The sequence below is a fragment of the Paenibacillus glycanilyticus genome, from assembly GCF_030161375.1.
Lineage (GTDB): Bacteria > Bacillota > Bacilli > Paenibacillales > Paenibacillaceae > Pristimantibacillus > Pristimantibacillus glycanilyticus_B.
In genome coordinates this window covers 58394-70852 of the sequence record NZ_BSSQ01000012.1, presented here as the reverse complement: position 1 = coordinate 70852, position 12459 = coordinate 58394, and the positions used below count along the sequence as shown (strand labels likewise).

The 12459-nt window shown below is 49.3% G+C and carries 12 protein-coding genes; all 12 read right to left on the bottom strand.

The window, feature by feature from the left end:
• Positions 1-14: 14 nt before the first annotated feature.
• The 12 genes from QQK89_RS14420 to rimP all read right to left on the bottom strand — a co-directional run bounded on the left by QQK89_RS14420 (position 15) and on the right by rimP (position 12330).
• Positions 15-1022 carry a polysaccharide deacetylase family protein gene (locus tag QQK89_RS14420; RefSeq protein ID WP_284239272.1) on the bottom strand — a complete coding sequence of 336 codons (1008 nt, stop codon included), beginning with the start codon at positions 1020-1022 and terminating at the stop codon, positions 15-17.
• A gap of 225 nt (positions 1023-1247) precedes the next feature.
• Positions 1248-3329, bottom strand: a complete 2082-nt coding sequence (gene pnp / locus QQK89_RS14415) for a polyribonucleotide nucleotidyltransferase (protein WP_284239309.1) — start codon at positions 3327-3329, stop codon at positions 1248-1250.
• A gap of 186 nt (positions 3330-3515) precedes the next feature.
• Positions 3516-3785, bottom strand: coding sequence for a 30S ribosomal protein S15 (gene rpsO / locus QQK89_RS14410; protein WP_015844979.1), 270 nt, complete (start codon positions 3783-3785; stop codon positions 3516-3518).
• Between the two features lie 164 nt (positions 3786-3949).
• Entirely contained in the window at positions 3950-4897 is a 948-nt protein-coding gene (locus tag QQK89_RS14405; RefSeq protein ID WP_284239271.1) for a bifunctional riboflavin kinase/FAD synthetase, read from the bottom strand.
• Between the two features lie 35 nt (positions 4898-4932).
• On the bottom strand, positions 4933-5835 hold the full coding sequence (gene truB / locus QQK89_RS14400; protein WP_284239270.1) for a tRNA pseudouridine(55) synthase TruB: 903 nt from the start codon (positions 5833-5835) through the stop codon (positions 4933-4935).
• Positions 5836-6825, bottom strand: a complete 990-nt coding sequence (locus tag QQK89_RS14395; RefSeq protein ID WP_284239269.1) for a DHH family phosphoesterase — start codon at positions 6823-6825, stop codon at positions 5836-5838.
• Positions 6822-7178 (bottom strand): 30S ribosome-binding factor RbfA, encoded by a 357-nt coding sequence (gene rbfA / locus QQK89_RS14390; protein WP_284239268.1) that lies wholly within the window; start codon positions 7176-7178, stop codon positions 6822-6824. The genes QQK89_RS14395 and rbfA overlap by 4 nt, the downstream gene beginning before the upstream one ends.
• 15 nt (positions 7179-7193) lie before the next feature.
• Positions 7194-10061 (bottom strand): translation initiation factor IF-2, encoded by a 2868-nt coding sequence (gene infB / locus QQK89_RS14385; RefSeq protein ID WP_284239267.1) that lies wholly within the window; start codon positions 10059-10061, stop codon positions 7194-7196.
• Entirely contained in the window at positions 10027-10383 is a 357-nt protein-coding gene (locus tag QQK89_RS14380) for a L7Ae/L30e/S12e/Gadd45 family ribosomal protein (RefSeq protein ID WP_284239266.1), read from the bottom strand. The genes infB and QQK89_RS14380 overlap by 35 nt, the downstream gene beginning before the upstream one ends.
• Positions 10370-10684: an RNase P modulator RnpM gene (rnpM, locus tag QQK89_RS14375; protein ID WP_284239265.1), complete on the bottom strand. Its 315-nt coding sequence runs from the start codon at positions 10682-10684 to the stop codon at positions 10370-10372. Before rnpM ends, QQK89_RS14380 begins: the two co-directional genes overlap by 14 nt.
• A gap of 49 nt (positions 10685-10733) precedes the next feature.
• The gene (gene nusA, locus QQK89_RS14370) at positions 10734-11831 is read right to left on the bottom strand and encodes a transcription termination factor NusA (RefSeq protein ID WP_284239264.1); all 1098 of its coding nucleotides are present in this window, start codon (positions 11829-11831) and stop codon (positions 10734-10736) included.
• Between the two features lie 37 nt (positions 11832-11868).
• The gene (rimP, locus tag QQK89_RS14365; protein WP_284239263.1) at positions 11869-12330 is read right to left on the bottom strand and encodes a ribosome maturation factor RimP; all 462 of its coding nucleotides are present in this window, start codon (positions 12328-12330) and stop codon (positions 11869-11871) included.
• Between the last annotated feature and the right edge of the window lie 129 nt (positions 12331-12459).

Below are 12459 nucleotides of genomic sequence, written 5' to 3'. Positions count from 1 at the left end.
TCACTATAACAAATTTAGGGAGTCTGCTCAACCGCCGCAGGCAAACGATCTGATGATAATGTCTCGCTAACCGTACCAAGCGCATAACCCTGGCGTTTAGCTTCCCTGATCATCCCTAGCAGCGCATCGCGCGAAGATGCCGTTGGATGCATAAGTATCATGGCGCCTGGCTCCAGTTTGGAGGAAATTTTCCGGATAATCCAATCCGGTGACGGTTTGCGCCAATCCACCGTATCTATCGTCCAAAGCACCGTCATCAAACCCTGCTCGTTAGCAACCTGTACGGTTGTTTGGTTATAGGATCCGGAAGGCGGAGCAAACCATTTATTCTGAACCGATAACGTTCCTTTCAACAAATCTTCCGTACGCGAAATTTGCGTATATTGAGATTGTCTGTTTAGAGTACTCATATCGGGGTGCGAATACGCATGGTTTGAAATTTCATGGCCGCGATCCTGAATTTGTTTGGCAACATCGGGATATTTCTTCAGCCAAGAACCGTCGAGAAAAAAGGTAGCTTTTACGTTTTCCTTGTCGAAAGTATCTAGAATAGACGGAAGAAATTCATTCCCCCATGCTACATTCACCATGATCGCAATCATCTTTTTATTGGGATTGCCTTTATAGATAGGCCAAGGCCCAAGATCTTTTAAAGAAACTTTAGGAGGAATTTCTTTGTAAACGAACTGAATCGGCGAAGTTGTCCCGCTTGCCAGCGTCTGCTGATACGTTTTCTCGATATCCACTTCTAGTCCGTTATAACCGGGAATGGCTTTCCACACCCGATCGATTCTAGCATCGATTGGAGCTACAAAACGCTCGGCTGCTTCCGTCTCAATAGTTGTCTTTAGCTTTGTTTTCTCTGCATCCGATATTGAGACTTCCCCGCCGGTCACAACAGCTTCCTGGCCCTTTACCGCTTCGATATAATCCATGACGCCACCGACGTTTAGCCGGAATAAAGCAAATAGTACGAGAAAGGAAGCCAATAATCCCATTAATTTATTTCGCATCCGCATCATTCCAGCTCCTACTAATCGGTATCAGGCACAGCTTATCCATAAGCCTGCGCTTGTCTAATAGGTATGAGTAATTGGACAGGATTATACCGGATGCGGCCAAAACTGTCTCTTTTTGAGAACAAACAAAAAGAAGACAGTCACGGATCTGTCTCTTGTTGAGGAACAAACAAAAAGAGACAGATCAAATCTGGCTCTTTGCTTACTTCCATATAGAAGCGCAGTATATTACTGCGCTGGTACTTCTGGAGTGAGAACAGCTTTACGGGACAAGTTGATGCGGCCCTGCTGATCGATTTCCGTTACTTTTACCGTAATTTGATCGCCAATCGCCACAACGTCCTCTACTTTCGCTACACGCTCAGTAGACAGTTGGGAGATGTGTACGAGACCGTCTTTGTTCGGGAGGATCTCAACAAACGCGCCGAATTTCTCGATACGTTTTACAGTGCCTAGGTAAACCTCTCCTATAACGACTTCTTTTACGATACCCTCGATAATCGCTTTCGCTTTTTGGTTCATCTCTTCGTTCGAGGAAGCGATGAAGACCATGCCATCCTGCTCGATATCGATTTTTACGCCGGTTTCTTCAATAATTTTATTGATGATTTTACCGCCGGAACCGATAACGTCACGGATCTTATCAGGGTTGATGCGAAGAGTCAGGATCTTAGGCGCATATTGCGACAGGCTCGAACGCGATTCGGACATCACTGCCGTCATTTTTCCGAGAATGTGCATACGGCCGATACGTGCCTGCTCTAGCGATTGCGCCAAAATCGCACGGTCAATGCCGTCGATCTTGATATCCATTTGGATCGCGGTTACGCCTTTTGCTGTGCCTGCTACCTTGAAGTCCATATCGCCGAGGTGATCTTCCATACCTTGGATATCGGACAAAATCGAGAAATGGTCGCCGTCTTTGATGAGGCCCATTGCAATACCAGCTACAGGTGCTTTAATCGGTACGCCTGCATCCATCATGGCAAGTGTGCTTGCACAAATACTTGCTTGGGAAGTCGAACCATTCGATTCAAGGACTTCAGATACAAGACGGATTGTGTACGGGAATTCCGTTTCGGAAGGAATAACCTTCGACAATGCGCGTTCGCCGAGCGCACCGTGGCCAATCTCGCGGCGGCCTGGAGGACGAAGCGGACGAGCTTCACCAACGCTAAACGGCGGGAAGTTGTAATGATGCATGAAGCGTTTAGTTTCTTCCGGGCTAATACCGTCCAGAATTTGAACATCGCCTAGCGCACCAAGCGTACAAATGCTAAGCGCTTGAGTTTGTCCACGCGTGAACAAGCCGGAACCGTGCGTACGCGGCAACAAAGCCACATCGCATTCGATTGGACGAATCTCATCGAGCGCGCGGCCGTCAGGACGTACTTTATCATGCGTAATCAAACGGCGTACTTCTTCTTTGACGATGTCATACAGCACTTCTTTCACATCGCCCAGAAGTTCTGGCGTGTCCGCATATACTTCTTCAAAATGAGCAATGGTTTCGCTGTTAACCGCATCGATTGCATCTTGACGCGCATGCTTCTCGGGAATGCGGATTGCTTCAACCAGCTTCTCCGAAGCAAAGGCGCGAACAGCATCGTTTACTTCAGCGTTAACGGCATGAAGCTTCACTTCCATCTTCGGTTTGCCTGATACTGCTTGAAGTTCCTCAATCGTTGCAACGATTTTTCTGATCTCATCATGGCCGAACATGATTGCTTCGAGCATCACGTCTTCCGCCACTTCATTACCTTCTGCTTCAACCATCATGATTGCGTCTTTTGTACCTGCAACCGTAACGAAAATTTCAGTCTCCGCTTCTTGCTCAACAGTTGGGTTAATGATGAATTGACCATTGATCCGACCTACGTTTACGCCGCCTACCGGACCGTTAAACGGAACATCGGAAATGCTCAGCGCTGCGGAAGTACCGATCATTGCCGCAATTTCCGGCGTGCAGTTCTGGTCTACGCTCATCACGATATTCGCAACTTGAACGTCGTTACGGAAGCCTTCCGGGAATAACGGACGAATCGGACGGTCTGTCAAACGGCTCGACAAGATCGCTTTTTCGCTTGGACGTCCTTCGCGTTTAATGAAGCCGCCAGGGATTTTACCTACGGCGTATAAACGTTCTTCATAGTTTACTGTCAGCGGGAAGAAGTCCAAATCTTTAGGCTCTGCCGAAGCTGTAACCGTACAGAGGACAACTGTGTCCCCGTAACGAACGGTTACCGCAGCGTTAGCTTGCTTGGCCAATCGGCCTGTTTCCAATACAAGCGGTCTTCCGCCTAATATCATCTCTACTCGTTGCAAACGTATCCCTCCTCAAATGCTTATCGATTTCGTTTATGTATTCAACTTACATTCGTGCATAACACGGATATATCCTGCTGAATCTTGTGATATTACAAAAAGCAACCCGATTCTGCCGGCTCCGGTAGCCCGGACGGCAAGACAACCAGGTTGCTTTTCATGAAACTTGTTTTAGCGGCGAAGGCCGAGTTTTTCGATCAATGCGCTATAACGTCTAACATCTTTGTTTTTCAGGTATGCCAACAGCTTACGGCGTTGACCTACCATCTTCAGCAGACCACGGCGGGAATGATGATCTTTCTTGTGCTCCCGCAAGTGTTGCGTCAGATTCACGATGTTTTCCGTCAGGATAGCCACTTGAACTTCCGGGGAACCCGTGTCGCTCGCGTGTGTTTTGTGAGTCTCGATCAGTTGTGTTTTACGATCTTGTGTAATTGCCATCCTCGTTCACCTCCTATTTCAGTTAATCGCCGATAGCCTCGATAACGCCGGTGAGAGCAATCATCCAAGCTATGGTTCGATTGTTATGCAAGAAAAGACAAGCCTTTCTCGCCAACAACGTAAGTTAGTATAGCACAATAGAGCAGGCAAGTAAATGCCAACCGTTACGCAAGGCCAAAGAATTGCTTGGCTTGCTTCGCATCAGCGCCGATTTGCTCAATCAGCTCATGGACCGAACCAAACTTTTTCTCCGGACGGATAAAGGAATGGAACTCCAAAGAAATCGGTTCGCCGTAGATGTCCTGGTGGAAATCAAACAGATGCGCTTCCAATACGGGACGTATCTCTTCCTTATTGAACGTCGGCTTCATTCCGTGGTTAAGGACGCCGGAGTAGGTTTTCCCCGCTACCTTTGCCTTAATGGCAAAGACACCTAGACAAGGCGTAATGAACGGCTTGGATAAGCCGACATTCGCCGTTGGGAATCCGATTGTGCGGCCGCGCGCATCACCATGAACAACAATACCGTCTAATTCATATGGTCTGCCAAGAAGAGTTGTCGCTAAAGCGATATCCCCCTTCTCCAGAGCAGAGCGAATATACGTACTGCTCACTTTTTCGCCATTCTCGTACAACGGGTCCACAATATCGACCTTGATATCGGGACTTCCCATCGTTCTCATCATTTCAGGATTGCCTTGGCCTTTTGAACCAAACGTAAAATCAAACCCTACCACAACATGTTCGGCATGGAGCGGACGCAACACCTCGTCAACGAATTGCTGAGGGCTGATCGCCGCAAACGTCAAGTCGAATTTGACAACAATCATGATGTCTACTCCAAGCTCCGCAAATAGAGCCTGTTTCTCGCCTGGCGGGGTCAAGCAGCTGAAATACTGATCCCCTTGCCCAAGGACTTCTTTGGGATGAGGCAGAAATGTCATGACCGCGGACAAAGCGCCCGATTGCTTTGCAATTTGTACGGCTTGCCGGATGACATTCTGATGCCCGCGGTGAACACCGTCGAAGTGTCCAATCGCTACGGCAATTTTCTTATCCTTCAGTACTGCCGGACATTCTTGTAATGGATAGGTAAGGGATATAATTTCCATGCTGATACACCTGCAATTCCTTTATATAATCCCGGTTAGGAGAATACTTTCACCGGCTTAAGCGCCAACGCTTCATCATCGGCCTCGAAAATCCCGATAAAAGCATCATTCTCGCCATATAAGCGAACGAGACAACTGGAATCCAAGGTTGCAGCAATCCGTTTATACGGTATTTTCTGCCCTCGAAGCGCCATCTCCGCCACAGCGCTGTCTGCCTGTATCCGCTGAAGATGGTCAATGGCCAAATCTGCCGGAAGCATCTTCTCCTCAAGACGTCCCGCGGATTGCAATTGTTCCAATTCTTCAAGCGTAACACATTGCTCTCTTGTAATTCCTCCGGACATGGTACGGGTTAACTGCGCCATTGCAGCAGGCACGCCAAGTGCTTTGCCGATATCTACGCACAATGTGCGAATATACGTACCTTTGGAGCATATTACGGAAAAGGTAAACCGCGGCTTATCCGCCGTTAGATCTTCATGCAGAAGGTCAATTTGATGAATCGTCACTTTGCGTGATTTCCGTTCGACCGTTTTACCTTCTCGCGCAAGCTCATACAGTCGCTTTCCGTCTACCTTTACGGCAGAGAACATAGGCGGAACCTGATCAATCTCGCCAACAAAGCTTTGCAGAACTTGCAGCACTTGTTCTTTTGTTACCTGTATGCCGGTTTGCTCCTCTAGAACTTCTCCGGTTAAATCTTCCGTATCTGTAGCTATGCCTAGCTGAATGACTGCTTCATACGCTTTGGGGCGTTCCTGCAAGTACTCTACGACTCTAGTCGACCTGCCAAGGCATAAAGGCAATACGCCGGTAACCATTGGATCTAAAGTTCCTGCATGCCCGATCCGTTTCATACGTACAATGCGCCGTACTTTGGCCACCACATCATGCGACGTCCATCCAGCAGGCTTCCATACGGCAATAATTCCGTCCATCTATCCCTTCAACGCCTTTCTGACTGCTTCAACAAGTACGTGAGCGGATTCGGCCAAATCCCCTTGCATCTTGCATCCGGCAGCACGAACATGTCCGCCTCCGCCAAATGCTTGGGCAATCGCGGCTACGTCCACCTTACCCGCCGACCGGAGACTTGCTTTGACGCCGTCTTCCGTTTCTTTGAGCAAAATGCCAACTTCCACCCCATCTATATTCAGAGCGTAATTAACAATGCCTTCCAAATCATCGGAAACAGCGCCTGTCTCCTTCATATCGTCCTTAGCCACATACAGCCAGCCGATCTGATGATCTTCCGTAAAAGTTAATCTCGCCAGACTGCGCTGGAGCATCTTAAGCTTCGCCATTGTCATCTTCTCTAGAAGATGGTCGGCAAGCTTATGACCTGGTGCGCCAAGCGACAACATGCGGGAAGCAACATCCATTACCTTAGAGCTCGTATTGGAATAGCGAAAACCTCCGGTATCCGTCAACAGCCCCGTATAGATGGCGGTGGCACAATCAACATCAATGGATTGGCCGGCCCGTTCAACCAGATCAAACAGTATTTCAACCGTTGCAGCCGCGTCAGGGCGAATGATATTTACCGTACCAAACCCGTCATTGGTTGGGTGGTGGTCAATATTCAACAACTTCACATCCTGCGCAAACAAGGCTGAAACCTCGCCAATACGCCGAAAATCGGCGCAGTCGACCGCAATTACATGCGTGTACGTTTGCACCGGTTTATCCTTGCGATAATTGACGATTTGATCAAAGCCCCTTAAGTAGCTGAGCCGTGAAGGGGATTCCCCTTCATTGATCAGCGTTTTTGATTTGCCAAGTTGGTCAAGCATCCAGCCGACTACCGAGGTGGAGCTAATCGCATCCCCATCGGGCTGCACGTGGGAGACGACTAGAAAGTCGTCTCCTTCCCGCATAAACGCAAGTGCAGCTTCAAGCTGTTGCCCGTAATCCGCGCCGGCCGTCATCGGCCTTCGTTCCCGCGGTTAATTTCATCAAGCAGCCCTTCAATGCGGCTGCCGTACTCGATGCTGCTGTCGAACTTGAACAGCAGCTCCGGAGTATGGCGCAGACGCATCCGCTTGCCGAGCTCGGAACGGAGATAACCGTTCGCGCGGCCAAGCGCTTTAAGGGTTTCTTCTTTTTGTTCTTCACTGCCGAGCACGCTGAGATATACACGCGCCTGTGACAGATCGCTAGTAGTCTCTACGCCCGTTACCGTAATAAACCCGATACGAGGATCTTTCAGCTCGGTTTGAATAATCTGGCTCAGCTCTTTTTTAATTTGTTCGCCGACCCGTCCTACACGAATTTTAGCCATGCTTAAATCACCTCTCTAGCGCTCCACAGATTCCATGACGAAGGCTTCAATAATATCTCCTTCTTTGAAGTCGCTAAACCGCTCGATTGTAATACCGCACTCGTAACCTTGAGCAACTTCCTTCACATCGTCTTTGAAACGTTTCACTGTATCCATTTTACCTTCGAATACAACGATACCGCCGCGGATAACGCGAACTTCGGAGTTACGGGTAATCTTGCCGCTAATAACCATACAACCGGCGATAGCTCCAACTTTGCTCAGTTTGAAGATGTTGCGAACTTCAGCCTGGCCTTGAACAACTTCCTTGAAGATTGGATCCAGCATGCCCTTCATCGCTTGCTCGATCTCTTCAATTACGTTATAGATAACGCGGTGCAGACGAACATCAACTTTCTCCTGCTGTGCGGCAAGATCCGCTTGAGGCTCAGGGCGAACGTTAAAGCCGATCACGATGGCATTCGAAGCCGAAGCCAAGTTAATATCGGATTCCGTAATTGCGCCTACGCCGCTGTGAATGATTTTGATGCGTACGCCTTCGATTTCGATTTTCGCAAGGGAGCCTTTGAGGGCTTCTGCGGAACCTTGAACGTCGGCTTTGATGATAATGTTGAGATCTTTGATATCGCCTTCTTGGATATGCTTGAACAGATCGTCAAGCGTAACGCGGGAATTCGCACCCAGCTCGGATTGACGCTGTTTGATCGAGCGGCGATCGGAAATCGCTCTAGCTTTGCGCTCGTCTTCAAACACCATAAACGGATCGCCTGCAAGAGGTACTTCTGTAAGACCCGTAATCTCGACCGGAGTCGAAGGACCTGCTTCTTTTAAACGGCGGCCTTTATCGTTCACCATTGCGCGGACACGACCGAAGGTGTTACCGGCAACAAAGGCGTCACCAATCTTCAACGTACCATGCTGTACGAGTACGCGAGCTACAGGACCTTTACCTTTGTCCAGCTCGGCTTCGATAACCGTACCGCGTGCGCGTTTGTCCGGATTTGCTTTGTAATCATTTACTTCTGCAACGAGAAGGATCATTTCAAGCAGTTCTTCCAGACCAAGGCGTTGTTTAGCGGATACGTTAACGAAGATTGTATCGCCGCCCCACTCTTCCGGTACCAGTTCGTATTCCGTCAGAGCTTGTTTGATTTTATCAGGATCCGCGTCAGGCTTATCAATCTTGTTGACTGCTACGATAATCGGTACGCCTGCTGCTTTCGCATGGTTAACCGCTTCTACCGTCTGTGGCATTACGCCGTCATCGGCTGCAACAACGATGATTGTAATATCCGTTACTTGAGCACCGCGAGCACGCATGAGCGTAAACGCTTCGTGACCCGGTGTATCGAGGAACGTAATTTTCTTCTGGTTGATTTCAACTTGGTAAGCACCGATATGCTGCGTAATACCGCCAGCTTCGCCGCCTGTTACGTTCGTGGAACGGATTGCGTCAAGAAGCGTTGTTTTACCATGGTCAACGTGACCCATAATGGTAACAACCGGAGGACGAGTCGTCAGATCTGCTTCGTCATCCACTTCTTCAACAGTCTCGAACGTATCTTCTTCAACCGGAATTTTCACTTCAACTTCTACGCCAAATTCGGATGCAATAAGAAGAATTGTATCCATATCAAGCTCTTGGTTGATTGTTGCCATTACGCCAAGAGAAATAAGTTTCTTAATAACTTCCGAAGCATCCTTGTGGAGAAGTTTCGCCAAATCGCCTACCGTCATTGTACCGCGTACAATGATTTTCTTAGGCGTGTTGTCGATTTTCTCGCGTGGAGGTTGGTTAGACTGGTGACGGTTGTTTCTGCCGCCTTTGCCGCCGCGTCCGTTTGGATTCGTTCTGAAGTTTGGCTTGCCGTCGTCAAAACGTTTTTGATGACCAGTATTGTTCGTTTTGTTCTTGTTAACGGCATTATTGCCTTTACGGTTTGTCGATTCACCGGCCGCAGTACCGCGCGATGTTGGAGCCGGACGGGACGAAGCGCCGCCGCCTTGGCCGCCTTGACCTTGCGGACGGTTAAATCCGCCGCCTTGACCGCCTTGACCTTGCGGACGGTTGAATCCGCCGCCTTGGCCGCCTTGACCTTGCGGACGGTTGAACCCGCCGCCTTGACCGCCTTGTGGACGGCTGCCGCCTTGACCACCTTGACCTTGCGGACGGTTGTAGCCTCCGCCTTGACCGCCTTGCGGACGGTTGCCGCCTTGACCGCCTTGACCTTGCGGACGGTTGTAGCCTCCGCCTTGACCGCCTTGTGGACGGTTGCCGCCTTGACCGCCTTGACCTTGCGGACGGTTGTAGCCTCCGCCTTGACCGCCTTGCGGACGGTTGTAGCCGCCACCTTGACCGCCTTGACGGTTTCCTTGGTAACCGCCTTGATTGTTGCCGCTATTTTGCGGTCTTGTGTTGTTCGAGCTGCCTTCGCTTGCACTAGCGCTAGGCTGGCTCTGATTATTGTTTTCTTGCTGGCTTTGTGGTTGTGCTGGACGTTGTTCCTGTTGCGATTGGTTAGTTTCGGATGTCGTTTTAATAGAATTCATAGGCCCCTGTCTGTCCTGAGATAAATTTTTGTTTGCTTGTGATGCTTGCGGTTTGCTTGCCGTCTGAGATTGAGGCGAAGACGCTGCCGAAACGGTCGCGCCACCTGACTCCTGAGCGCGTTTTGCTGCCGCATTAGCTTTTATATCGCGGAAGAATCCTTCCACTTTGTTAACCATTGCCGGTTCCATAACACTCATATGATTATTGACGGGCATGTCAAGCCGCTTAAGAATCGTTATAATTTCTTTACTGCTCATGTTTAGCGATTTCGCGTATTCGTATACACGAGTTTTATCTTTATTGTCCTTGCTGTTGTCCTGTTGTTTGCTCAATATTATCCACCTCCGAATTTTGACTCAGATGACCTGCAATCATTTTTCCGAACTTTGCGTCAGTTACCGCCAGTACGACTCGTTCCGGCTTTCCAATGGCCTTTCCAAGCTGATCGCGGTCAAATGCTTCGGCGAGCTGTACCCCGTAGGTGTTGCATTTGTCGCGAAACTTCTTTTTTGTGTTGGGAGATGCATCGCCCGCAAGGATCACGAACTGCGCTTCTCCCTTACGAACCGCCTTGAGCACAATTTCATCGCCAGTAATCAATTTCCCGGCTCTCATGGCCATACCGAGCGAGGATAAAAATTTATTCGTCTTCATCGCTTTCCCGCTCCTTGCCTGCCAGAAACTCGTCCTCTACCGCAATGAAATCCTGTTCAAGCTGGTCGTAAATCGAGGCGCCGACTGCTTGCTTTAATGCCCGATCGAGCGCCTTGGACTTCTTCGCCAGCTTAAAGCAGCTGACCTGTCCGCATAAGTAGGCGCCGCGACCGGCTTTTTTCCCCGTCAGGTCTATAAGCACTTCTTCGTTTGGTGTCCGGACAACCCGGATGAGTTCTCTCTTTGGCTTCATTTCTTGGCATGCCACGCACTTGCGAAGCGGCACTTTTCTCGGTCTCACCGCACACCCCTCCTTTGCCCGTTAATGGACCCAAGATGTAAGCCGTCTATTAATCGATCGAAACGGAATCCTGGTGCATGGTGCCAGCCGAGGTTTTAGCGCGGCCGTACTCCTGCTCCGCTTGCGTCTCGCTCTTAATATCGATCTTCCAGCCAGTCAGCTTTGCCGCAAGGCGAGCGTTCTGACCTTTGATGCCAATGGCAAGAGACAATTGGTAATCCGGTACAATGACGCGGGCCATCTTCTCTTGTTCGAATACGATAACCTCAAGCACCTTCGACGGGCTGAGCGCATTCGCCACATATTCTTCCACGCTCTCCGACCAGCGGACGATATCAATCTTCTCGCCTGTGAGTTCGTTTACGATAGTTTGTACACGCATGCCCTTAGGACCTACGCAGGATCCAACCGGATCAACCTCTTCATTACGCGAATAAACGGCGATCTTCGAACGGAACCCGGCTTCGCGGGCAACGGAACGAATCTCAACAACGCCGTCGTAAATCTCCGGTACTTCTAGCTCGAAGAGACGTTTCAGAAGGCCTGGATGAGTACGGGACAAAATAATTTGCGGCCCCTTCGTCGTGTTCTCTACCTTCGTAATATACGACTTCACGCGGTCGCCGTGTTTGAATTTGTCCGTTGGCATAAGCTCCGTAAGCGGAAGTACCGCCTCTACTTTACCCAGATCTACAAACAGGTTGCGCGTGTCTTGGCGTTGCACGATACCGTTCACGATGTCTTCTTCTTTATCAATAAAAGCGTTGTAGATCAAACCGCGCTCCGCTTCACGGATACGCTGCGTAACGACCTGCTTCGCGGTTTGCGCTGCAATCCGGCCGAAGTCGCGAGGCGTAACTTCGATGTCCGCGATATCATCCAACTGGTAGTGAGGGTTAATCTCGCGTGCCGCGTCAACTGTAATTTCAAGACGCGGGTCGAGCACTTCGTCTACAACGTTCTTACGAGCGTATACTTTAATAACGCCGCTATGGCGGTTAATGTCCACGCGAACATTTTGCGCTGTGTTGAAGTTGCGTTTGTAGCTAGATATCAAAGCCGCTTCAATCGCTTCTAACAGCACTTCCTTTGCAATCCCTTTATCCCTCTCGATTTCCGACAATGCTTCAATAAAATCCATGCTCATTGGAATGGAGTTCCCCCTTTCAAAAATAAACCGCTATTTAGAACACAATCGCAAGACGCGCGCTCGCGACCTTGGCATAAGGAATGATATGTTCTTTTTTGCCGATTTTCACAGTAGCCTGCTCGCCGTCAAACGCCGTAAGCTGCCCTTCAAATTCCTTAGAACCGTCAATTGGCTCGTAAGTCGTTATGTAAACATGCTTACCAACTGCCTTGCGAACATCTTCCGGCTTCTTAAGTGGACGTTCCGCCCCCGGAGATGATACTTCCAAGAAGTATGCATCGGAGACCGGATCGTTCTTATCCAATTCCTCGCTCAAAAATTCGCTGATTTTGCCGCATTCGTCTATATCGATGCCGCCTTCCTTGTCCACGAACACACGAAGGAAGTAATTACTGCCTTCCTTGACGTACTCAATATCAACAAGTTCAAATCCATTGCTGTTGAGGAACGGCGTAAGCATAGCCTCAACGACGGTTTTGATTTTGGATGTGCTCAATCGGTGTAACCTCCTGTTTCTTCATACGCCTGAAATCAGCCACTTTCGTATATGAAAAAAGCCGTTTACAAAACGTAAAGAGTGGGTTTCCCCACTCTCTGCTTCAAGTCTCTATCCACATCATTGCCA

Coding starts and splice junctions, on each gene's coding strand:
- QQK89_RS14420 (WP_284239272.1), bottom strand. CDS start 1,022: ATGATGCGGATGCGAAATAAATTAATGGGATTATTGGCTTCCTTTCTC.
- pnp (WP_284239309.1), bottom strand. CDS start 3,329: ATGATATTAGGCGGAAGACCGCTTGTATTGGAAACAGGCCGATTGGCC.
- rpsO (WP_015844979.1), bottom strand. CDS start 3,785: ATGGCAATTACACAAGATCGTAAAACACAACTGATCGAGACTCACAAA.
- QQK89_RS14405 (WP_284239271.1), bottom strand. CDS start 4,897: ATGGAAATTATATCCCTTACCTATCCATTACAAGAATGTCCGGCAGTA.
- truB (WP_284239270.1), bottom strand. CDS start 5,835: ATGGACGGAATTATTGCCGTATGGAAGCCTGCTGGATGGACGTCGCAT.
- QQK89_RS14395 (WP_284239269.1), bottom strand. CDS start 6,825: ATGACGGCCGGCGCGGATTACGGGCAACAGCTTGAAGCTGCACTTGCG.
- rbfA (WP_284239268.1), bottom strand. CDS start 7,178: ATGGCTAAAATTCGTGTAGGACGGGTCGGCGAACAAATTAAAAAAGAG.
- QQK89_RS14380 (WP_284239266.1), bottom strand. CDS start 10,383: ATGAAGACGAATAAATTTTTATCCTCGCTCGGTATGGCCATGAGAGCC.
- nusA (WP_284239264.1), bottom strand. CDS start 11,831: ATGAGCATGGATTTTATTGAAGCATTGTCGGAAATCGAGAGGGATAAA.